The following is a 21,865-nucleotide window of genomic DNA, read 5'->3' as shown; positions in this document are numbered from 1 at the left end:
CAGCCCATCAGATGATGTGCACTTCGCGCAGCAGGGGGGCTGCCGACTGCGGCGCGAAGCGCTCCGGTGAGAACCCGGACACGTCAAGCTCGGGCGTGTGCCCGAGCACGATGTCGCGCACCACCTCCCCGACCGCCGGCGCCTGCAGGAAGCCGTGCCCGGAGAAGCCTGTCGCGAGCACGAGTCCGGCCACGTGGGCGGACTCACCGATGAGGGCGTTGTGGTCGGGGGTGTTCTCGTACAGGCCCGCCCAGCCGTCGCGCAGAGGCAGCCCCACCAGGGATGGGGCGACGACGGCGGCAGCGGCGTCGAAGACGGGGACCCAGGAGTCGTCGTAGTCGCGGCCGAAGCCGGGGACCTGCCCGGCGTCGGAGATGCCGAGCAGCAGGCCCTCGGGGGAGCCGTGCACGTAGAAGGTGGTCGACAGGTCGAGGGTGAAGGGCAGTGGACGTCCGCCCGCGCCGCCAGGGGTGCCCGCGGGCACGTCGGCGAAGGCGATCTGGCGCCGGACGGGCTCGACGGGGACGTCGATGCCGGCCATCTCTCCCACGCTGCGCGACCAGGCACCAGCAGCGACGATGACGTGCTCGCAGCGCACGGTGCTTGTCGAGCTGGTGGGACCGGCGGTGGTGGTCACGCCGACCACGCGGCGGTGATTGCCGTCGTCGATCGTCTCGATGCCGGTGACCTTGACGCCCTCGACGACGCGCGCGCCGAGCGCCCGGGCGCTGGCAGCCCACGCGGCGACGGCCAGGGAAGGCTGGGCGTAGCCGTCCTGCGGGGAGAACGACGCCGACACCAGCACCGACGGGTCGAGGTAGGGGTTCAGCTCGGCGGCACGCGCCGGGCTGATGACCTCCGCGTCGGATCCCATGGAGCGCTGCAGCTCGGTGCTGACCTCCAGGGCCAGTGCCTCGGCCTCGGTGCGGGCGCAGAAGAGGTAACCCACGCGGGCCAGGCCGACGCCGCCCGGGGTGGCCTCGTGCAGGCGGGCGTACTTCTCCAGGCCCCGCTGGCCGAGGGCGATGTTGCCGGGGTCGGAGAAGGTGGCGCGCACGCCGCCGTACGGCTTGGCCGAGGAACCGGAGCCGAGCTGGTCACGCTCCAGGACGAGGACGTCGAGCCCGGCGCGCGCCATCTCGTCGGCCGCGGCGAGCCCGAGGGCCCCGCCGCCGATCACGACGACCTGGGCTGATGTGGGGAGCTGCACGGCATCAGCATGCAGCTCCCCAGCATCAGGCACCATCGATGATCTCTGGAGTCTGTCGTCAGAGATCCTGATGATTCCGGGGCGGCGCCCCGTGCGTCAGAGGGTGAAGCGACCCGTCAGCTCCTGCAGCCGCGCGGCCGAGCCGGCCAGCGACTCCGCGGTGGAGGCCGTGTTGCCGGCGCCCTCGCGGTTCTGCTGCGTGCCCGCCGCGATGCTGGAGATGTTCGCGGAGATCTCGTTGCTGCCGGTGGAGATCTCGGTGACGTTGCGGACCATCTCCGAGGTCGTGGCGGACTGTTCCTCCACAGCGGCGGCGATGGTGGCCTGCACGGCGTCGATCCGGCCGATGACGTCACCGATCTCGGTGACGGCCGCCGCGGCGGCGGAGGCGTCGCCCTGCGTGGCGGTGACCTTGCCGATGATCTCGTCGGTGGCCTGCGCGGTCTGGCGGGCCAGTTCCTTGACCTCACCGGCGACGACGGCGAAGCCCTTGCCCAGCTCACCGGCGCGTGCGGCCTCGATGGTGGCGTTGAGGGCGAGGAGGTTGGTCTGCTCGGCGATGGAGGTGATGAGCTTGACGACGTCGCCGATCTCCTTGCTGGACACCCCGAGCCGCTCGATCGCGCCGCCGGCCGAGCCCGCGGCGTTGACGGCGGAGGACGCCATCTGGGAGGCCTCGCTGGTGGCGGTCGCGATCTGGGTGATCGCGGCGGTCATCTCCTCGCCGGCGGCAGCGACCGTGGCGATCGACGCGCTGACCTCCTCCGTGGCCGCCGAGACCAGCACGGTCTGTGCGGCGGCCTCCTCGGCGCTGGCGGACAGCTGCGACGACACGCTGCTCAGCGATGACGACGACGACGCCAGCGCGGCGGCCTCGTCGCGGATCTCTCGCACGGCGCCTGCGAGGGCGTCCAGGGAGGCGTCGGTCGAGGCGGCCAGCTGACCTAGTTCGTCCTTGCGGGTCATGCCCAGGCGTTCGTTGAGGCGGCCGGCGGCCATGCCGCCCATGATCCGGACCACTGCCGCCAGGGGCTTGGTCACCGAGCGGGCCACCACCACGGCGATGGCCACCGCCAGCAGCAGCGCCAGCACCGAGCAGCCCACGAGCACGGCCACGGCCGACTTGTACGCGGCCTCACCGTCGGCGGCCATCTGGTCAGCGGCGTCGTTCTCGGTCTTCTGGATGTCCTGGAGCGCGGCCTCCACCACCTTCGCGGCGGGGGTCAGCTTCGCCTTTCGGCCCGCCGTGAAGGTCGCGAGGTCGCTGGCCTCGGCGGCAGGCATGAGCTCCTCGGCGATCTTGCGGTAGGTCGCCAGTGCGGACGTGTAGGCCTGCTGTTGGGTGGGGGTGCTGGCGGGGAAGGTGGCCAGGTAGTCCTTCCACTGCTGGTCCAGTGCGACTTCCGCGGCCTGGGCGTCCTTCACAGCCTGCGCGGTGCTCGCTTCGTCCGGGGCGAGTGCGACAGCCACGATGTCCAGACGCACCAGGCGGAACGCCGCAATGGTGTCTCCGGAGGCGTCCACGGACGCGACGCCGCTCTCGGAAAGGACCTTGAGGTTGTCCTGGGCCTGGTTGAGGCGGACCAGCGCGACGGTGCTGATCACTCCCAGCAGGAGGCAGACGACGGCGAAGCCGGCGTAGAGCTTGTGGGCGACCTTGAGGTCGGCGAACAGGCGGAGCACGGGGGCCTCCCGGAGGCTCAGGGTGTCAGCGGGGTCAGCGGTTCTCCGTGCCCATCGACCGGGATACGTCGACCTTGAGTCTGGGGGCACGAAGACTGAGCCTTGGCTGCGTTGCGGCCGCACGCCAAGACGCACAAGTGCCTGCAGCTCGCGCAGCGGCAGCTGGCCGCGGGGGCCGTCGGCCTGACGGTGGCCACCGTCAGCGAGGCCGAGATCTTCGCCGCAGCCGGCTTCGACGACCTGTTCATCGCCTACCCCCTGTGGGCCTCGGCGTCTCGTGGACGGCGGCTGCGGGCCGTGGCGGAGCGGGCGAGTCTGCGCGTCGGCGTCGACACCGCCGAGGGCGCCCGCGCGCTGGGCGCCGCGTTGGCGGGGACGGCGGCGCAGGTGCTCGTCGAGGTCGACAGCGGGCACCACCGCAGTGGCGTGGAGCCAGGCGCGGCAGCAGAGGTCGCGCTCGCAGCTGCCCGCGTCGGGCTGCGGGTGGCCGGAGTCTTCACCTTCCCCGGGCACGGCTACTCACCCGGGGCGCGCGCCCAGGCAGCCGCCGACGAGGCCGTGGCGCTGAGTCTCGCGGTCGACGGTCTGCGTCGCGCGGGCCTGACCGTCGCCGTCGTCAGCGGGGGTTCCACTCCGACGGCAGCCAGCGCCGACCCCGGAGCGCTCACCGAGGTGCGCCCCGGCGTCTACCTCTTCAACGACGCCCAGCAGGCCGAGCTCGGCACCTGCGACTGGGGCGACGTTGCGCTGTGGGCGCACTCCACGGTGGTGAGCCGCCGTGGGCAGCGCATCGTGCTCGACGCGGGCAGCAAGGTGCTCGGCGGAGACCAGCCCGGGTGGGTCAGCGGCGGCGGACGGCTGCTGGACCACCTCGACGCCAGGATCGTGGCGCTCTCGGAGCACCATGCGACAGCGCAGTTCCCCGACGGCGCCGTGGTGCCCGCGGTCGGCGACGTCGTGAGGGTGGTGCCCAACCACGTGTGCGTCGCGGTGAACCTCGCCGACGAGCTGGTCGCCGTCGCCGGCGGCTCGATCGTGGACCGCTGGCCGGTGGCCGCGCGCGGCGCCAACACCTGAGGCGGCGAGGGGTGCGCCGCCATGTGCACGCGGCTCACCTGCCTCACGCCTCCAGGGCGGTGACGCGGCGGCGCAGCTCCTCGGTCTTCTCGGCGCCGATCTGGGCCTGCGCCAGCGTGAGCGCCGCGCTGGCGGTGAGGGTCTTGGCCACCAGGAAGGTCGGGCTCTTGCGCAGGTCGGGGATGACGTCGAGCACGATCGCCTCGGCCTCCGGGTCGGTCAGCAGCTTGCCAAGCTTGATCTTTGACAGGTCGTAGCGGGGGGTCATGGTCGCTCCTTCGCGAACGGATGACGCTGGGGGCTTTATTGGGCATTCGTACTAACATCTGTCGCGTATGGCAAGAGAATGGCGCCATCGCCGTCCTGAAGCTGTACTGATGACCCACTGAACGTGATCGAAGGAGATCCCGTTGGCGCCTACCCATCCCCAGGTCGTCACGCTCGGCGCGCACGTGCTCGACACCGTGGTGCTCCCGGTCGACGAGATCCCGCCAGGCCAGGGCTTCGCCCTTGTCGACGAGATCCACGTCTGCGCAGCCGGCCCGGCCGGCGGCACCGCCGTCGTCCTGGCCAAGCTCGGTGCGCGCGTGCACACGGTCGGGGCGATCGGCGACGACGCCGCCGGTCGCCTCCTGAGCGACCTGCTGGCTCGCGCCGGCGTCGACACCACCCACCTGCGCACCTGCGAGCTGCCCACGTCCGCCTCGGTGCTGCCGATCCGCACCGACGGATCCCGCCCGGCGCTGCACGTGGTCGGGGCGACCCCGTTCTCCGCCGACGAGGTGCCGTGGGACCTCATCGCCACCAGCGACCACCTGCACGTCGGCGCCCCGGAGCTACTCGGACCGGAGAACGTCGTGGAGCTGCTCCGCTTCGCCCGCGCCCACGGCACCACGACCTCCGTCGACTTCCTCATCGGCGGAGACCCCGGCTTCTTCGGCCTCATCAGACCGCTCCTGCCCGAGGTCGACCAGGTGCTCCCCAACGCTGAGCAGGTGCTCGGCTGGACCGGCGCCGCGACGCTGCACGAGGCCGCGACGGCGCTCGCGGACCTCGGCGCGCGCTGCGCGGCGATCACGAACGGCGGCGAGGCCACGCTGGTGCTCGACGACGGTCGCGTCAGCGAGGTGCCGATCGCCCCGGCCGAGGTGGTCGACACCAGCGGCGGCGGCGACGCCTTCTCCGCGGGCTTCCTCATGGCCAGCCTGGCCGGGCACTCCGCGGAGGAGGCCGCGCGCTTCGGCTCCGCCACGGCGTCGCACGTCGTGGCGGGGATCGGCACCGACCACGGCGACTACGACTACGCCCGCGTCGAGGCGGTGGCGCTCGCGCTGGGGAGCCGGGTGTGAGCGCCGACGTTGACAGCGTCCGGGCCCAGGTGGTCGGGGTGTGCCGTGACCTGGCGCAATGCGGTCTCGTGAAGGGTTCCGGCGGCAACGTCAGTGCCCGCGTGGCTGGCGGCATCGCGATCACCGGCACCGGCGTGGTGCTTGCCGACGCCCGCCCGGAGGACGTCACCGTCGTCGATGCTTCCGGGCGCGTGATCGCGGGCACGCTGGTCCCGAGTTCGGAGCTGCAGCTGCACCTCGGTGCCTACGACGACGAGGCGGTCGGCGCCGTCGTCCACACCCACGCCAGCGCGTCGGTGGCGCTCTCGCTCGTGACCGACCGCCTGCCCTGCCTGCACTACCAGCAGCTGTCGCTGGGCGGGGAGGTGCCGGTGGTGCCGTTCGCCGTCTTCGGCTCCGCCGAGCTCGCGGCCTCCGTGACCGAAGCCCTGGCCGACAAGAACGCCGTGATCCTCGCCCACCACGGGGCAGTGACCACCGGCGCCGACCTCGCCTCCGCGGTGCTCAACACCGAGCTGCTCGAGTGGGCTGCCGACATCTTCCTCCGCGCCCGCGCGGTGGCGCCGCCGCGCGAGCTGTCCGAGGAGGAGCAGCTCGCCGTCGTCGTCGCCGCAGCCAGCACCGGCTACGGCACCACGCGCACCGTCGACGGTTCCTGACCTCCCGACCGGTACGCACGAGCGCGGCCCCACCTTCGCGACGTCGCTCCTACCCCTTCGCGACGATCAAGGAAGTCGTGCACGCTGACACGTCACGCTCCCTGGTCCGGCGTGCAGAACTTCCTTGATCGTCACGGGGGAGGGGGTGGGGTCAGGGGACGGACCTGACGCGGTAGACCGCGAACCCGCCGAGCAGGCCCAGTAGGCCGCTGGCGATGAACAGCCCTGCGAAACCCCCGAAGAGGACGACGGCGCCGGCTCCCACGAGCGGGCCCAGCGCCTGCGGCACGGCGAAGGCGATGTTCATGATGCCGACGTCCTTGCCGCGCGAGAGCGCCGACGGCAGCACGTCGGTGACCAGCGCCTGGTCGACCGCGAAGAAGCAGCCCTGCCCCAGGCCCAGCAGCACCGCACCCACCCACGCCGTGGTGGTCGACGGCCAGAACACGAGGATCACCGCCGACAGGCCCTGCGCCACCCCGGCCCAGCACACGAACAGGCGCCGGCGGCCGATGACGTCGCTGAGCTTGCCGAAGGCGATGGACGCGGTGAACGTCAGCACCATGTAGAGCAGCGTGGTGGCTACGAGGAAGCCGGCCGGGTCAGCCAGGTGCAGCTGGTAGGTGAAGAAGTAGATGAGCATCGTCGTGGCGCAGGCGTTGCCGAGGTTGACGAGCACCCGGCTGGTGATGGTCCACGCGAAGTCGGGATGGCGGCGCGGATTGACCCACAGCGACTCCAGCAGCACCCGCCCGCGCAGCCGCGGCAGCTGCGCGGCCTCGGCCGCGCTCAGTGGCCGTTCGCGCATCATGAGCAGGAACGGCACCGTCAGCACCACCGCGGCCACGCCCATGGCGGTGTAGCCCGAGGGGATGGTCGTGAACACGGTGGTGGCCAGCACCAGCCCGAGCAGCAGGCCGACGGCGTTGGGTGCGGAGATCCACCCCGAGACGAGGCCGCGCTGGTGCTCGGGCACCCGGTCTCCGAGGACGGCGGACAGCGCTGCCGACGCCGTGCAGAACCCGACCACGGCGAGCGTCCAGAAGACCGTGGTGCCGACCACGTGGTGGGCCTGCCCGAGGCCGACGAGGCCCACCCCTGACAGCACCGCACCGGCGAGCACCCACGGCCGCCGCCGCCCGAACCGTGACGTCGTGCGGTCGCTGAGAGCCCCGACCACGGGATAGGCGACGACGGCGAACGCGCCGGCCACCGCGGTCACCGCGCCGAACGCCACCAGCGAGCGGATCCAGTCGTCCTGGCGGTTCTGCGTGGCGATCTGCAGCGGAAGCAGCAGCTGCAGCGGAACCATCTGGCCCATCCAGGCGCCCAGCCACGCGGTGGCGAACGCCGCGATCCACCCCGCACGGACGCGGGGGAGCGCAGCAGCCGTTGCGGCCGCCGCCGTCGTCGTCGTCCCGATCTCCACCCCTGCTGCCGCGCTCATCGGGAGGCCAGCGGGGCGGTGGGCGAGGTCAGCGCGGCGAGCAGGTGGTCTGCGGCGTCGTGGACGGCGGCCAGTCCCTCGCGGGTGACGCCGCACGCATTGACGAAGCCGTGGATCTGGTGGCGGTGCTCGACCAGCGCCACCGGCACTCCGGCCTCCCGCAGGCGTGAGGCGTAGGCGACGCCCTCGTCGCGCAGCGGGTCGAACCCGGCGACAGCCACGTACGCCGGCGCCGCGTCGGAGAGGTCGTCGGTGAGCAGCGGGGAGATGCGCGGGTCGGCCAGGGAGTCGCCGCCGCTGGTGTAGTGCTCGGCGTACCAGTCCATCTGCGCCTCGGTGAGGAAGAAACCGTCGGAGAACAGCTCGTAGGAACGGGACTTGCGCGAAAGGTCGGTCACCGGGAAGAACAGCAGCTGGAAGGCGGGGCCGCTGCCGCTGCCGCCGTCGTCGCGGGTGTCGAGGGCGACGACGGCAGCGGTGTTCCCGCCGGCGCTCTCCCCGCCCACGGCCACCCGGTCGGGCGTGGAGCCGAAGGTGGCGGCGTGGTCGCGGACCCACCGGAACGCGTCGAGGCAGTCGTTGACACCCGCGGGGAAGGGATGCTCGGGGGCGAGGCGGTAGTCGACCGAGACGACGGTGACGCGCGCCCGTGCGGCGAGGGTGCGGCAGACGGAGTCACCGCTGGCCAGGGAGCCCAGCACCCAGCCGCCGCCGTGGAAGTAGACGAGCACGCCGTTCGGGCGGTCCTGCCCGGCGCCGGGGTAGACCCTGGCCCGCACGCTGCCCCCGCGGGTCGGGATGTCGATCTCTTCGATGCCCGGAAGCTGTAGTGAGCTCGCGAACGTCCAGGCCTCCTCCTCGATGACCGCGCGGGCCTCGGCCACGGGCATCGTCTCGAAGTGCGCTCCCGGGGAGGAGTTCATGACCTTGAGGGACACCTGGACCGTGGGGTCCAGCGGCACGCCCTCCACGGACACGGCCGGGCCGGCGAGGCGTCGCACCGCGGGTTCAGGGAGCCGCCCGAGGAGGCGCGCGGCGGTGCGCAGGGCGTGGTCTGTCAGGGACGGGCGCTCCAGCACAGGGGCCTCCGAACGTGGTCGTGCTCGACTGGTCCGGCATTTATGGCACAGATGTGCAGATTCTGGAAGGCAGTCGGGGGGATTCCCTCGGCGGATTCAACTTTGTGGGACAAGCGTGCAAGTATCTGCCTGTGGGGACCTCACGATCGATCAGTGCGCGCCTGCCCGTCGGCGGCGTTCAACGCCACGTAGCCGACCAGCAGGGCGCGCAGCCCGCGCGCCAGCGCCGCGAAGTCTTGCTGGCCCGCCCCGGCAATGCCGTGCAGGGCCATCCCGTCGATCATCGCCACGGCCGCGGTCGAGGCCGACGGGTCCTGCACCCCGCCCAGCTCCCACATCTCCCGGGCCAGCGACCGGGTCGCCTCCAGGATCCGCGTCACGTGCTTCTGCAGTGCCGGGTGGCGCGAGGCGAACAGGTACATCTCGAACTGCGCCACCGTGTGCTGCTCCTCGGCGACGCGCACCAGCTCCACGAACTGGTCGATGGCGGAGGCCCCCGACTGGTGCTCCTCGTGCAGCCGCCGTCGCAGGTCTTCCAGCCGTCCCAACTCACCCTCCATGGCGTGGGCCACGGCCTCGCCGATGAGGTCGTCGAGAGACTCGAAGAAGTACGTCGTCGACGACGCCGGCACGCCCGCCTCGGCCGCGACCGCCCGGTGGGTCACCCCGCCGACGCCCTTCGCGCTCACCACGCGCACGGCCGCCTCGAGCAGCAGCGTGCGCCGCGCCAGGCCGCGGGCGCGGAGGTTCCTCTGCGCAGGCTCCACGCCGCACCCCTCTCCCCGGTCTTTCCGAACCGCATCTGCACCGCTGACCACCACGTCATCGTCAGTTCCGGCATCGTCCCTGAGGAGCACACCGCATGAGCACACCGCCCCTTGTTGACGTCGTCGTCGTCGGTGCCGGCCTGTCAGGTCTGACGGCCGCCCGCCGCGCCACTCAACTGGGCCTGACCACCCGGGTCTACGAGGCCGCCGACCGCGTCGGCGGACGCGTCTGGTCCACCACCGTGGCCGGTGTCCACGTCGACCTCGGTGGCACCTTCGTCGGACCGGGCCAGGACCGCATCGTGGCCCTCGCCGCCGAGGTGGGCGTGAGCCTCTACGACACCTACGACACCGGCGCCAACGTCGTGCGCTGGCGCAGCCAGGTGAAGCGGTACCGGGGCACCGTCCCGCCGCTGGGCGCGGCCCTGCTGGACGTCGCCAGGATCCAAGCGACGATCGAGCGGGCCGCCCGGCAGGTGCCGTGCGGCAGGCCGCAGGACGCCCCCGGCGCCGCGGCCCTCGACGCCCAGACCCTCGGCGGCTGGCTGCGCCAACAGCACGCCTCCCGCACCGCACGCGACCTGTTCGACCTGGTCAGCCGCACCACGTGGGGCTGCGACGCCGACCATGTCTCGCTGCTCCACGTGCTCCACTACATCCACCTGTGCGGTGGCCTCTCCTCCATGCTCGACACCGCCGGGGGCGCGCAGGAGTCGCACTTCGTGCAGGGTTCCCACGAGGTGGCGGTGCGCGTCGCCGAGCAGCTCGGTGACGCGGTGCGCACCGACGAGCCGGTGACCCGCATCGATTGGGACGACGACGGCGCGCTCGTCCACACCGACCGGGGCAGCTGCCGCGCACGCCGCGTCGTGCTGGCCGTCGCCCCGACGATGCGCCGCAAGATCCGTTTCAACCCCGAGCTGCCCGCCGCGCACGAGCAGATGGCGCAGCGCTGGCCCGGTGGCGTGCTGTCCAAGGCGTACGCCGTGTACGAGACGCCGTTCTGGCGCGAGCAGGGTCTGTCCGGCCAGGGGCTGTCCGACCGCGGCCCCGTGTTCATCACCTTCGACGCCAGCCCTCACCAGAGTCGCGAGGGCGTGCTGCTCGGCTTTGTCGGCGGCCCCCAGGGCCGCGCCTGGGACGAGCTGCCTGAGGCCGAGCGGCGCGTGCGAGCCCTCGCCTCCTTCGCCGACCTCTACGGACCGAAGGCCCTGGAGCCCATCGGCTACATCGACCAGAAGTGGGGCGCCGACCCGTGGACCGGCGGTGGCCCTTGCGCGGCGCCGTCCGCGGGCGCCGTCGTCCCCTACTACTCCCACCTCGCCACGCCCGTGGGGCCCCTCCACTGGGCCGGCACCGAGACCGCTGACCGCTGGAGCGGCTTCATGGACGGCGCCGTGCGTGCCGGGGAGCGCGCCGCCGTCGAGGTGCTGCGCTCGATCTCCACCCAGGCCGACTCCACCCAGGCCGACCCCACCACCGAAGGAGCCCCCGCATGACCTGGCGCCGCGAGCACACCGAACTGACCACCGCCTCCCGCGACGCCGTGTGGCGACGCTGGACCACGGCCTCGGCGTGGGTGGAGGACGACCCGTCCCTCGCCGCAGCTGAGCTCCCGAGCGACCTGCGCGTCGGCTCCCGCGGCACGGTGAAGAACCACGGCACGCCCCGGCAGACGATCACCTTCACGCGCCTCGTGCCCGGGAGGGCGATGGAGTTCGTCATCAACCTCCCGCTGGCGCGGCTGTCGTTCCCGCACTCCATGACCGAGACCGAGCACGGGCTGCAGGTCACGCACGCCGTGGAGCTGCGCGGTCTGCTGGCGCCGCTGTTCGGCGTGCTCGTGGGCAACGGCATCGCCCGTGGGCTGCCCGAGGTGGTGCGTCTGGTCGTCACGAACGCGCTCGCGGAGCGGGCCGGCTCCGCTCCCGCCACCGCCGAGCAGGGCGACCGTGCCGGCTCCTGACGTCACCGACGTCACCGGGGTCACCGGGGTGGCGTCAGGCAGCGCGGCGGCCACGGTCGCCGCGCTGCGCGGCACCTTCGCCTCCGGAATCACGCGTCCCGTTGGGTGGCGCCTGGCACAGCTCGACGCCCTCTCGAGGATGCTCGTGGAGCACCGGGACGTCCTCGAGGAGGCCGTCCGCCGCGACCTCGGCAAGGCACCCCTCGAGACGCGGACCACCGAGGTGGCGCTCCTCCAGATGGAGGTCAAGCACACGAGGCGGCACCTGCGGCGCTGGCTGCGTCCCGTGCGCTCCGGCGTGCCGCTGGCCCTCCAGCCGGCCTCGGCGAGCACGGTGCTGGAACCGCTGGGGGTAGCGCTGATCATCGGCGCGTGGAACTACCCGCTGCTCCTGACGCTCTCGCCCCTGGTGGGGGCGCTTGCAGCCGGCGATTGCGCCGTGCTCAAGCCCAGCGAGCTGGCTCCGGCGACCTCCCGCCTGCTCGCCGAGCTGCTGCCGGAGGCGCTCGACCGGCGTGCCGTCGTCGTCGTCGAAGGTGGGGTGCCGGAGACGACGGACGTGCTGCGGGAGCGGTTCGACGTCATCTTCTACACCGGCAGTGGCCGGGTGGGTCGCGTGGTCATGGCCGCGGCCGCTGAGCACCTCACGCCCGTGGTCCTGGAGCTGGGCGGCAAGTGCCCGGTGTACGTGGACGCCTCGGCGGACCTCGACGTCGCCGCGGACCGCATCGCGTGGGGCAAGTTCACCAACGCCGGGCAGACGTGCGTCGCGCCGGACTACCTGCTCGCCACGCCCGCCGTCCTCGAGCAGCTTCTGCCCAAGATCGAGGCGGCAGCACGCAGGATGTACGGACCCGCGCCGATCCGGTCGCAGGACTACTGCCGCATCGTCAGCGAGCGGCACTTCGACAGGCTCACGTCCCTGCTCGCGGGGCACGCCCCCGCCTTCGGGGGCACCGCCGACCGCGGCGAGCGGCGGATCGCCCCGACAGCGGTGGTCGTGCGTGACGACACCGACCCGCTGCTGCAGGAGGAGGTCTTCGGGCCCGTCCTGCCGGTCGTCGAGGTCAGTGGCGAGGAGGAGGCCATTGCCCGGGTGGCCGCGGGTGACAAGCCGCTGGCGCTCTACGTCTTCACCGCGTCCGCCGCGTCGCGGCGCACGTGGTCGGAGCAGACGAGCTCGGGAGCGATCTGCTTCGACGGGCCGCTGCTGCACCTCGCCGTGCCGGGCATCCCCTTCGGGGGTGTCGGCGCGTCGGGGATGGGCAGCTACCACGGCCGTCGGTCGGTGGTCGCGTTCAGCCACGAGAAGGCCGTCTTCTCCAAGCCGACCCGCCCCGACACGACGCGACTGCTCAGTCCGCCGTTCGGGCCCCTCGGGCGGGCCGTGGTCGAGATGCTGGCTCGATGAGCGTCAGCAGATCCACCTGGAGCCGTCCCTCACTGCTGCGGTGGGTCGCGCACGTGGTGCTGCGGCGGCGCGGGGTCAAGCGGACCCTGATGAGCGTCGAGGCCACTCAGGCGGACCGACTCGTCAACGTGGCGGCCGGTGAGGCGCCGCCGCCGAGGCGCGTGCTGAGGTCCGTGGTGACCACGCGGTCGTCGCACGAGGAGCGCGACGTCGTCGCCGTTGTCCCGAGGAAGGGACCGAGGACGACGACGATCGTCTACTTCCACGGCGGGGCCTACATCAACCCCATGGTGACCGAGCAGTGGGACCTCGTGGCTGCCCTCGCCCTCCAGAACCACGCCCGGGTGCTCGTGCCCGCCTACCGACTGGCCCCGCAGACCACCGCGGAGACCGAGGTGGACTGGGCGGTCCGGTTCGTCCGCGACGCCGCGCAGGAGGCGGGCGGTGCGGTGGTGGTGGCCGGAGACTCCGCCGGTGGTGGGCTCGCCGCGGCGGTGGCGCTCCAGCTGGCCGGGCAGGGGATCGTCGCGCACGCGGTGCTCTTCTCGCCGTGGCTCGACGTGAGCACGGACAACCCGGGGATCCCCGCGGTGGACAGGGTCGACCCGAGCCTGGCGGTCCCCGGTCTGCAGTGGGCGGGCCGGGCCTGGGCGGGGAACCTGCCGCTCGACGACCCCCGGGTCAGCCCACTGCACGGTGACCTCGCAGCCCTGCCGCCCACCACCGTGCTCATCGGCACGCACGACCTGTTCCTCGCCGACTGCCGCGACTTCGCCGACCGGGCCGAGGCCGCGGGAGCGGACCTGCGGCACGCGGAGTTCACCGGCGCGTTCCACGTCTTCGCCGCCGTGCCCTTCCTGCCGGAGTCGAAGGCCGCGCTGCGGATCGTCCGGGAACGCCTCGCCTAGCAGCACCGCGCTGGCTGTCCGGCGCTGGCTGTCCGGCACTGGCTGTCCGGCACTGGGCTGTCTCGCACCGGCTGGATGAGGTGGAGTGGTGTCCGTGCTGCCGATCTCGGAGGTCCTGCCCGACTCCCTGCCCGAGTGGGCGGTGTGGCTCGTCGTGGCCGTCGGCGTGCTCGTCGGGCTGGTGGTCGCGGCCGTCATCGCCAACGACCGTCGGCCCTCGGCCGCGCTCGGCTGGGTGCTCGCCGTCGTCCTCATCCCCTACCTGGGGCTGCTGGCGTTCCTGCTCATCGGCAGCCCCAAGCTGCCGCGCGCTCGGCGCGAGAAGCAGCGCCGCTTCGACGAGCTGGTGCTGGAACGCACCACCGCCCAGCGGCCCGTGCACCTCACGCCGGAGCACGAGCAGCTGCCGGTACTGCGCACCATCCACGCCATGAACCGGCGTCTCGGCGCCATGCCGGTGCTGTCCGGGAACACCGCCGACCTGCTGGAGGACTACGTCGGCTCGCTGTGGGCGATGACCGCCGAGGTGGAGGCCGCGCAGCACTCCGTGCACGCCGAGTTCTACATCCTGGCCCTCGACGAGACCACCGAGCCGTTCTTCGCGGCGCTGGAGCGGGCGGCGGCCCGCGGCGTCGTGGTGAGGGTGCTGTTCGACCACCTGGCGAGCCTGCGGGTCAAGGGGTATCGGGCGATGGTGCGCCGGTTGCAGAGCTCCGGGGTGCTGTGGCGGCGGATGCTGCCGGTGTTCCCCACCACACCCGAGCCCCTGCGCATCGACCTGCGCAACCACCGCAAGCTGCTCGTGGTGGACGGTGCCGTCGCGTTCACCGGTAGTCAGAACGTCGTCGACGCCGCCTACGGCAAGCGCAGCAACCGCCGCAAGGGGCGCCGCTGGGTGGACGTCATGGCCCGGTTCGAGGGGCCTGTCGTCACCGCGCTCGACGCCGTCTTCGTCGCGGACTGGTTCTCCGAGACGGGGGAGCTGCTCGACGACAGGCTGCGCACCGACGTGCCGCCCGCCCCGGACGCGCGCCGTGCGCTGCAGGCGCAGGTGGTGCCCAGCGGCCCCGGGTACGAGCAGGAGAACAACCTGCGCCTGTTCGTGTCGCTGCTGCACGCGGCGCAGGAGCGGGCGGTGGTGGTCAGCCCGTACTTCGTGCCCGACGAGTCTCTGCTGCTGGCCATGCGCAGCGCCGCCGAGCGCGGCCTGGACGTGCAGCTGTTCGTCTCCGAGCGCGGCGACCAAGCCCTCGTGCACCACGCCCAGCGCAGCTACTACGACGCGCTGCTGCGCTCCGGCGTGCGGATCTTCATGTACCCGCCGCCGTTCGTGCTGCACGCCAAGACCCTGTCCGTGGACGACGAGATCGGCGTCATCGGCTCCTCCAACCTCGACATGCGCTCCTTCGAGCTCAACCTCGAGGTGACCGTGCTCGTGCGGGGCGCCGACTTCTCCCGGCAGCTTCGGTCCGTGGAGGACCTCTACCGCTCCCGCAGTCGCGAACTCACCTCCGCCGAGTGGGGACGGCGCGACCTCGTCGCCCGCACCGCCGACGGGCTCGCCCGCCTGGCCAGCGCGCTGGTCTGAATCAGCGCTGGTCGGATCGGGCGCTGGTCTGATCGAGCGGGGCAGGGTCAGGAGACCGTCAAGACCGTGCGCGAGGGGCCCGAGGAGGAGTTGACTGGCAGATCGTGACCACCTCCGCGTCGGCCGCTGCGGTCCCCGCCCCCTCGGGCACGGACCGCGCCGCCACCCACGGCCTGTCCGGGGAGCGCCTGCACGGCCCCGGCCGCAGCGCTCTCGTGCTCGGCGCCCTGGGGGTGGTGTTCGGCGACATCGGCACCAGCCCCATCTACACGATCCAGACGCTCTTCAGCCCCGACGACCCCCATCCGGTGCCGCTGAGCGCCGACAACGTGCTCGGGCTCGTCTCGATGGTGTTCTGGTCGGTGACCCTGGTGGTGACCGTGCTCTACGTGGGCGTGGTGCTGCGCGCCGACAACCACGGCGAGGGCGGCCTCATGTCGCTGATCACGCTGCTCGGCCGGCGCGGCCGCGACGGCAGCAGGCTCTCCCCGCGCCTCGTGGCGGGCCTCACGGCGGCCGGCATCGCCGGGGCGTCGCTGTTCCTCGCCGACAGCATGATCACTCCTGCGGTGTCCGTGCTCTCGGCCGTCGAGGGCATGGAGGTGGTCAACCCGGGCCTCAAGGCCTTCGTCGTCCCGGTCACCATGGTGATCATCGTGGTGCTGTTCGCGGTGCAGCGGTTCGGTACCGCCAAGGTCGGCGCGGCGTTCGGACCCGTCATGGCCCTGTGGTTCACGGTGATCGGCGTCGCCGGTCTGGCCCAGGTGGTCGGCAACCCCGGCGTGCTGCGGGCCCTCTCGCCCACGTACGCGGTCGGGTTCTTCCTGGCCGAGCCGGGCATCGCGTTCTTCGCGCTCGCGACCGTCGTGCTGTCGGTGACCGGCGCCGAAGCCCTCTACGCCGACCTCGGCCACTTCGGCCGCCCCGCCATCTCGCGGGCGTGGCTGTTCCTCGTCTACCCGGCCCTGCTGCTCTCCTACGCCGGCCAGGGTGCGCTGCTCCTGGGCGACCTGTCTGCCGACGGTCCGGTGACAGCCCCGTTCTTCAGGTCGATGCCCTCCTGGGCGCTGCTGCCCGTCGTCGTGCTCGCCACGGCGGCCACCGTCATCGCCTCCCAGGCCGTCATCACCGGCGCGTTCTCGGCCGTGCGGCAGGCGGTGCGGCTGGGCTACCTGCCGCGGCTGCGGATCACCCACACGTCCGCGCACACCATCGGCCAGATCTACGTGCCGTGGGTGAACTGGGCGCTCATGGTGGCCGTGGTGCTGCTCGTCGCGGCCTTCGAGTCGTCGGCGGCGCTGGCCTTCGCGTACGGGATGTCGGTGACCGGCACCATCCTCATCACCACCTCGATCATCACGGTGGTGGCGGCGCACCAGTGGTCCTGGCCGCGGCCGGTGGTCTACCTCGGCGGCGGTGCGATGGCGCTGCTCATGCTCCTGTTCCTCGCCGCGGGCCTGAGCAAGCTCGCCCACGGTGCCTGGGTGCCGCTGGTCATCGGCGCGGCGCTGTTCACCGTCATGAGCACGTGGGCGCGTGGCCGCGTGGTGGTCACCCGCCTGCGCACCCACCACGAGGGGCCGCTCTCGGCTCTGCTCACCCAGGTGCACGAGGCGGGCGTGGCCCGGGTGCCCGGCACTGCCATCTACCTCAACCGCGCCTCCGACGACGGCACCAGCACCGCCCCGCTGGCCATGCGCGCCACCGTGGAGCACCTCCACGTGCTGCACGAGCAGGTGGTGCTCGTGGCGGTGGAGACCGCGCAGTCTCCCTACGTGCCCCTGGACGAGGTCGCCCGAGTGCTCCCTCCGCCTCACGACGACGCCGGCCACGAAGAGGCCCCCGGCCGACCCGGCCGCCCCGGCGACCCCCTGCAGGTGGTGCTCCGCTTCGGCTACATGCAGCGCACCGACGTGCCCGACGCGCTCGCGGTGCTGCGGGAGCGTGAGGGCCTCGACCTCGACCTCGAGGGCGCCTCGTGGTTCCTGTCCACCATCGAACTGCGCAGGGCCTCCGGGGACGACGACGGCGACGGCCACGGAGTGCCCCAGGTGCACCTGCCGCGCTGGCAGCGGGGCCTGTTCACCGCTACCGCGCGGCTCACCACCGACGCGGCCCGCTCCTTCGACCTGCCCGCGGCCCGCACCGTGGTGATGGGCTCGCGCATCGAGGTCTGACACCGCCTCGGCGGGGTTCTCGCTGGGCCGGGGCTCACGGTTCACTCGTCGGGTCCGTGCCGGCCGGGTCTGCGTCGGTCTCGTCGGTGCCGGCGTCGTCGGTGCTGATGTCGACGACCTCACGCCGGCGGGGCGTCGTGACGGTGGCGGTGCCCGGCACGGACCTCACCCCGACGCGGACCCGCTCGTACGGGACCACCTCCAGGTGCACCACCGGCCGCTCCTCGGACAGCACGAGCTCCACCGACGGGGCCGGCGGCGCCCCACCGACCCCGACGGTGGAGTCCTCTACCGGCTCCCGCTCGACGCGGAGCACCTCCCGGCGCACCTCCACCCGCAGGAGCACCTCCTCGGTGACGACCTCCCGCCGCACCCGCACGCGCTCACGGGGCACGCGCCGCACCGCGAGGTGGATGCCCTCGGCCGACAGCACGACCTCGGCTGAGTCATCGAAGTCACCGGAGTCGCCTGGATCGTGGGGGGCTGTCACGGGGAGCCGCCGGCGAGACGCGTTCTCGGTCTCGTGGTCAGCGGGGCTCAGCGGCGGTCGCGACGGGTGTCCGCGCGGCCGGCTTCGGCGCGGGGAGCGTCGGCGTCGAGGTCGATCTCCTCCTTGCGGACGTCAGCGGAGACAGGGCGCTCCTCGCGCACCTCCTCGGTGCCCACGCGGACCCTCTCGACGGGCTCCACGGTGGTGGAGACCACCGGCACCTCCTCGTGGAGCACCACCTCGTGCTCCTCCTCGCTGAGCTCCGGCCCGGACGTCGCCGACTCGCGGTTGCCAGCGGTGATCGGCTCGCGCTCGAGCGTGACCTCCTCGTGGCTGGTGGGCACCTGCCGGGTCTGCGTCTCGGTGACGACGTGCTTGCGCAGACGGGCGCGGCCGGATTCCCGGCGCTCGGTGGCGACGTGCATCCGCTCCTCGGAGCGGGTCATCGCGTCGTCGGTGCTCGGGCCGGAGGTGTCGTGACCCCGCGCTGACCTGGGGCCGGTCGTGCCTATGCCCGCGCCTGTGTCTCTGGCCGTCCCCGTGCCGGTGCCCGCGGTGCCCTGGGCGGCCCCGAGCTCGTCGAGGCCCTCGTACTCGCCGCGGTGCTGGCCCGACCCGTCCGCGTAGCCAGCGCCCTCACCTCGCAGGTGCTCGGCGCCCGTGGTCCCCGCCGTGGTCTCAGCCGTGGTCTCAGCCGTCGTCCTCGCCGTCGTGTCGTCGGCCATCCCGTAGTGGCGGTACAGCCGCTGCTCCTCCTCGGGGGTCAGCTCGCCGTCGGCGTCCGTGCGCGGGGCGTCCTTGACGACGTCCTTGGTGTGCGGCACCCGCAGGTCGTCACCCTCCGACGTCGCGCCGGCGAGCGGCACGAACGTCTCGGAGGTGCCGAACAGACCGGTGCGTACGGTGACCCACTCGGGCTTGTCGGTGGCGTCGTCGAGGTAGACCTCGCCGACCCTGCCGATCTTGGAGCTGTCTGAGGCGACGACGGTGGCCCGTCGCAGGGTGTCGACGTCGAAGCTGCTTCCGCTGGCCATGGATCCTCCTCGGAGCCACCGGCCGGCGAATGGCGCCACAGGGCGTCGGGGCGAACGCCGACCGGGTGGAGACGGCGACATTCACCGTTCCCGCGTCGGGACCACCAGGGTTCTGCGGCGCCACCCGACGTGGCTCCACGGTTGCAGCGCGTGCCCCTCACCGCGAACCGATCACGCATGAGCCGCGCGGGGACGCACTGGACCCGGCCCGGACGTGCTGAGGGCGCCCACCCCGTTCGGAGTGGGCGCCCTCAGCGGCCTGAGATGTCAGCGCGTGAACGCGTCCTTGACGTGCTCGCCGCGCTGCTTCAGGTCACCGGCGACCTGGTCGCGCTGGCCCTCGGCCTGCAGGTCTCGGTTGCCGGACTTCTCACCGACCGCCTCCTTGACCTTGCCGGCGGCCTCCTGAGCGGCATTCTTGACCTTGTCGATGGCGGACATGCGCCCTCCTTCCGTGGGGTGCTCCGATCCTCAGCTCACGAGGCGTCCTTCGCACGTCGATCGGTGTCTGCCAGAAGGGTGCCGGCGATGCCGGCGAGGAAGACGTCCTTCGCGATGGCCTGGCCCTGCTCGGTCCAGCGCAGGCTGCCCGGCTCGCGCATGCCCGGCACCCGCAGGTAGAGCCCCAGCAGGCCACCGCTGAACGCCGCCAGACCGGCGGCGGCCAGACGCGTGGGCACGAACGGCACCAGCAGCGCCGCGCCGAGTGCGATCTCCGCGGTGGAGAGCGCCTTGACGAACTTCTGGGCCTCCACCTGCTGCAGGAACGGGTAGGCAGTGGTCGCGAAGCCGTGCAGACCAGCCGCCGTCTCCGGTGAGGCGTTCCGCTTGGACAGGCCCGAGTTGAGAATGTAAGCGCCGCTGGCGATGCGGGCCGGCAGGTGGGACATGCGCACGTGTGACTCCTCCGGGAGGGGCGGGCTCGGTGGGCCGCGCGGGCGCTCGCACCCGCTGCAGAGCGCCACGCTAGTCAGGGCGACACTCCGCCGCGACCGGCGCCGATCCGGTGAACTTCCGCTGGGGTGCGCATCTGCTGACTACCGTGGGTGCGCAGCGCGGCGACCGCCCGCGCGGTGGCGACGCGGAGGAGCACGGTGGGTCGACGGGCGAAACGAGGCTCCGGCCTCCGCCTTGCGCACCCCGCCGAGGGCATCGCCCTGGGGGTGGCGGGCTTGCTCGTCGCGGCCACGCTGACCATCTCGCTGGGCGGAGTGCCCGACGCTCTCGTCCCGGGCGGTGGCTCGAACTCCGGCGGCGGATCGGTCGCCGCAGGGTCCGCCGTGCAGGGCTCCGACGGCGCGCAGGCCGCCGGCGCGGGAGCTCAGCCGGGCGCCGCGGAAGCGTCCCGCGCGGTGCGGAATCGTTTCAGCTCCATCCAGGCGGCGCGCCTGGCGACCGTCGTGGAGGTCCAGGCTCCCCTGACCGCCGTCGACCCCGAGGGGCCGATCCTGCCCGGCGCCGGCGTCGTGCTCGACCCGAAGGGGCTGCGCGTCGAGGCCACCGACCCTGCCGCCGTCCTCGATGACGGCAGCTACGACGACGGCGCGCTGGACGTCAGCTCCGGCCGCACCCTGGGCGGCTCGTCCGGTGACGGCTCCGGGAGCGCTGGCACTTCCGGGAGTACTGGCCCCTCCGGCAGTGCCGGTGCCTCCGACGGCTCGCTGGTGGGTCCGGGTGAGGGCCAGAGCAGCAGTGCCACCGCCACGCCGTCTCCCGACGGCCAGCCCTCCACCGGCTCTGGCGGGCCGGACGGCAGCTCCACCGGGCCGGGTGCGGGGGCCTCGGACCCTGCGTCCTCGACGGCCCCGTCGAGTGCAGCGCCGAGCGAGTCCTCGACGGGGCCGTCCGCAGCGACTGGCTCGACGAGCGGTGCGGTGAACGGCTCGTCGTCGCGGTCGGGGACCTCGACGCTCTCGGCGCCGGCCCCCACCGACACCTCGTCCGTCGGAGACGGCGCGGCGGCGCCGTCGTCCCCGTCGTCGTCCTCAGTACCGCAGGCACTGACCGGCTCGGCGCCGCAGGCGAGCGCGGACGCCAGCGCCTCTCGCTAGATCGGTCACTCCGGGATCGCCGACGCGGGGCCTCAGCGGCCGTCGCAGTGTTGGGAGAGCGCCTGATGGGAGCTGCGTTCTGTTGGCCCCTTCAGCGTGAGCGACTGCTCACGCTGAAGGGGCCAACGCTGCACAGCTCCCGGCACGGAGCCGCCCCGCCGGCGAGGGTGTCGGGCTAGCTGCCCGACGAGCGCTGCTGCTCGCTGGCCAGCGCCGCGGCGCCGACGATGCCCGCGGAGTTCAGCAGCTGCGCCGGCACGATCGGCGTGCGCAGGCTCAGCTCGGGCAGGAACTTCTCCGACTTCTTGGAGACCCCACCACCGACGACGATGAGATCGGGCCACAGCAGCGCCTCGAGGCTGGAGAAGTACCTGTTGAGGCGCTTGGCCCAGTGCGACCAGGAAAGGTCGTCGCGCTCGCGGGCGGCGTCGGAGGCGCGGGTCTCGGCGTCGTGCCCGTCCACCTCGAGGTGACCCAGCTCGGTGTTGGGCAGCAACACGCCGTCGACCATCACCGCGGTGCCGATGCCCGTGCCCAGGGTGGCGAGGACGACGACGCCCTTGACGCCCTTCGCGGCGCCGTAGCGGGCCTCGGCGATGCCGGCGGCGTCGGCGTCGTTGACGACATGCACCGGGTGGCCGGTGACCGCCGTCATGAGGGTGGCGACGTCGAAGTCGATCCAGCTCTTGTCGACGTTGGCGGCGGTGCGGGCCACGCCGTGCTGGATGACGGCGGGGAACGTGATGCCCACGGGGATCCCGGCGCCGCCCTCGGGCAGCTGCGCGCTGATCTGGTCGACGATGTCCTTGACCACCCGGGAGACGGCGTCCGGCGTGGACGGCTGCGGGGTGGGGATGCGGATCCGCTCACCGGAGAACTCACCGGTCGCGAGGTCCACGGGAGCGCCCTTGATGCCGGACCCTCCGATGTCGATGCCGATCCCGGTGCCGGTCAGCGCGCCTGCGGCGC

General features: G+C 72.7%; 21 protein-coding genes. 10 read left to right on the top strand and 11 right to left on the bottom strand.

Features of this window, described 5'->3' with window-relative positions:
- Positions 1-7: 7 nt before the first annotated feature.
- The gene (locus tag BXY45_RS09795) at positions 8-1,210 is read right to left on the bottom strand and encodes an NAD(P)/FAD-dependent oxidoreductase (protein ID WP_211319417.1); all 1,203 of its coding nucleotides are present in this window, start codon (positions 1,208-1,210) and stop codon (positions 8-10) included.
- Between the two features lie 96 nt (positions 1,211-1,306).
- Positions 1,307-2,893 (bottom strand): methyl-accepting chemotaxis protein, encoded by a 1,587-nt coding sequence (locus tag BXY45_RS09790; protein WP_109774135.1) that lies wholly within the window; start codon positions 2,891-2,893, stop codon positions 1,307-1,309.
- A gap of 102 nt (positions 2,894-2,995) precedes the next feature.
- Here BXY45_RS09790 and BXY45_RS09785 point away from each other — a divergent pair, with 102 nt between their 5' ends.
- Positions 2,996-3,970 carry an alanine racemase gene (locus tag BXY45_RS09785; RefSeq protein ID WP_109774134.1) on the top strand — a complete coding sequence of 325 codons (975 nt, stop codon included), beginning with the start codon at positions 2,996-2,998 and terminating at the stop codon, positions 3,968-3,970.
- A gap of 43 nt (positions 3,971-4,013) precedes the next feature.
- On the opposite strand, the gene BXY45_RS09780 is transcribed toward BXY45_RS09785, so the two are convergent.
- Positions 4,014-4,238, bottom strand: a complete 225-nt coding sequence (locus tag BXY45_RS09780; RefSeq protein WP_109774133.1) for a hypothetical protein — start codon at positions 4,236-4,238, stop codon at positions 4,014-4,016.
- 142 nt (positions 4,239-4,380) lie between these two features.
- Here BXY45_RS09780 and BXY45_RS09775 point away from each other — a divergent pair, with 142 nt between their 5' ends.
- Together BXY45_RS09775 and BXY45_RS09770 are read left to right on the top strand one after the other, a co-directional pair.
- Positions 4,381-5,319, top strand: a complete 939-nt coding sequence (locus BXY45_RS09775; protein WP_109774132.1) for a carbohydrate kinase family protein — start codon at positions 4,381-4,383, stop codon at positions 5,317-5,319.
- Positions 5,316-5,978, top strand: coding sequence for a class II aldolase/adducin family protein (locus tag BXY45_RS09770; RefSeq protein WP_109774131.1), 663 nt, complete (start codon positions 5,316-5,318; stop codon positions 5,976-5,978). Before BXY45_RS09775 ends, BXY45_RS09770 begins: the two co-directional genes overlap by 4 nt.
- 151 nt (positions 5,979-6,129) lie before the next feature.
- Here BXY45_RS09770 and BXY45_RS09765 read toward each other — a convergent pair whose 3' ends face one another.
- From BXY45_RS09765 to BXY45_RS09755, 3 genes are all read right to left on the bottom strand, one after another.
- Complete coding sequence (locus BXY45_RS09765; RefSeq protein WP_109774130.1) at positions 6,130-7,425, bottom strand: MFS transporter; 1,296 nt, start codon at positions 7,423-7,425, stop codon at positions 6,130-6,132.
- Positions 7,422-8,504 carry an alpha/beta hydrolase gene (locus BXY45_RS09760; protein WP_211319416.1) on the bottom strand — a complete coding sequence of 361 codons (1,083 nt, stop codon included), beginning with the start codon at positions 8,502-8,504 and terminating at the stop codon, positions 7,422-7,424. The genes BXY45_RS09765 and BXY45_RS09760 overlap by 4 nt, the downstream gene beginning before the upstream one ends.
- Positions 8,505-8,644: 140 nt before the next feature.
- Positions 8,645-9,271, bottom strand: a complete 627-nt coding sequence (locus BXY45_RS09755) for a TetR/AcrR family transcriptional regulator (RefSeq protein ID WP_170131423.1) — start codon at positions 9,269-9,271, stop codon at positions 8,645-8,647.
- Between the two features lie 95 nt (positions 9,272-9,366).
- Here BXY45_RS09755 and BXY45_RS09750 point away from each other — a divergent pair, with 95 nt between their 5' ends.
- From BXY45_RS09750 to BXY45_RS09725, 6 genes are all read left to right on the top strand, one after another.
- A complete protein-coding gene (locus tag BXY45_RS09750; RefSeq protein WP_109774129.1) occupies positions 9,367-10,770 on the top strand; it encodes a flavin monoamine oxidase family protein in 1,404 nt (467 codons plus the stop codon).
- Entirely contained in the window at positions 10,767-11,237 is a 471-nt protein-coding gene (locus BXY45_RS09745) for an SRPBCC family protein (RefSeq protein ID WP_109774128.1), read from the top strand. Before BXY45_RS09750 ends, BXY45_RS09745 begins: the two co-directional genes overlap by 4 nt.
- Entirely contained in the window at positions 11,224-12,648 is a 1,425-nt protein-coding gene (locus BXY45_RS09740; protein WP_211319415.1) for an aldehyde dehydrogenase family protein, read from the top strand. Before BXY45_RS09745 ends, BXY45_RS09740 begins: the two co-directional genes overlap by 14 nt.
- Entirely contained in the window at positions 12,645-13,556 is a 912-nt protein-coding gene (locus BXY45_RS09735; RefSeq protein WP_109774127.1) for an alpha/beta hydrolase fold domain-containing protein, read from the top strand. Before BXY45_RS09740 ends, BXY45_RS09735 begins: the two co-directional genes overlap by 4 nt.
- An 88-nt stretch (positions 13,557-13,644) precedes the next feature.
- A complete protein-coding gene (cls, locus tag BXY45_RS09730; protein WP_211319414.1) occupies positions 13,645-15,144 on the top strand; it encodes a cardiolipin synthase in 1,500 nt (499 codons plus the stop codon).
- A 104-nt stretch (positions 15,145-15,248) separates the two neighbouring features.
- A complete protein-coding gene (locus tag BXY45_RS09725; protein ID WP_218566917.1) occupies positions 15,249-17,321 on the top strand; it encodes a potassium transporter Kup in 2,073 nt (690 codons plus the stop codon).
- A 34-nt stretch (positions 17,322-17,355) separates the two neighbouring features.
- Here the strand turns inward: BXY45_RS09725 and BXY45_RS09720 are convergent, their stop codons facing one another.
- The 4 genes from BXY45_RS09720 to BXY45_RS09705 form a co-directional block, all read right to left on the bottom strand.
- Positions 17,356-17,811, bottom strand: coding sequence for a DUF2382 domain-containing protein (locus BXY45_RS09720; protein ID WP_170131422.1), 456 nt, complete (start codon positions 17,809-17,811; stop codon positions 17,356-17,358).
- A gap of 47 nt (positions 17,812-17,858) precedes the next feature.
- Positions 17,859-18,845, bottom strand: coding sequence for a DUF2382 domain-containing protein (locus BXY45_RS09715; protein ID WP_109774125.1), 987 nt, complete (start codon positions 18,843-18,845; stop codon positions 17,859-17,861).
- Between the two features lie 267 nt (positions 18,846-19,112).
- Positions 19,113-19,286 (bottom strand): CsbD family protein, encoded by a 174-nt coding sequence (locus BXY45_RS09710; protein WP_109774124.1) that lies wholly within the window; start codon positions 19,284-19,286, stop codon positions 19,113-19,115.
- A gap of 35 nt (positions 19,287-19,321) precedes the next feature.
- The gene (locus BXY45_RS09705; RefSeq protein WP_109774185.1) at positions 19,322-19,735 is read right to left on the bottom strand and encodes a hypothetical protein; all 414 of its coding nucleotides are present in this window, start codon (positions 19,733-19,735) and stop codon (positions 19,322-19,324) included.
- A gap of 204 nt (positions 19,736-19,939) precedes the next feature.
- Between BXY45_RS09705 and BXY45_RS09700 the strand changes: the two genes are divergently transcribed.
- The gene (locus BXY45_RS09700; protein ID WP_109774123.1) at positions 19,940-20,896 is read left to right on the top strand and encodes a hypothetical protein; all 957 of its coding nucleotides are present in this window, start codon (positions 19,940-19,942) and stop codon (positions 20,894-20,896) included.
- A 175-nt stretch (positions 20,897-21,071) separates the two neighbouring features.
- On the opposite strand, the gene ppgK is transcribed toward BXY45_RS09700, so the two are convergent.
- A complete protein-coding gene (gene ppgK / locus BXY45_RS09695; RefSeq protein ID WP_109774183.1) occupies positions 21,072-21,851 on the bottom strand; it encodes a polyphosphate--glucose phosphotransferase in 780 nt (259 codons plus the stop codon).
- Positions 21,852-21,865: the final 14 nt, after the last annotated feature.

Origin of the sequence: Quadrisphaera granulorum (assembly GCF_003149145.1) — a bacterium.
GTDB lineage: Bacteria > Actinomycetota > Actinomycetes > Actinomycetales > Quadrisphaeraceae > Quadrisphaera > Quadrisphaera granulorum.
This window is presented reverse-complemented; position numbering and strand designations above follow the sequence as displayed.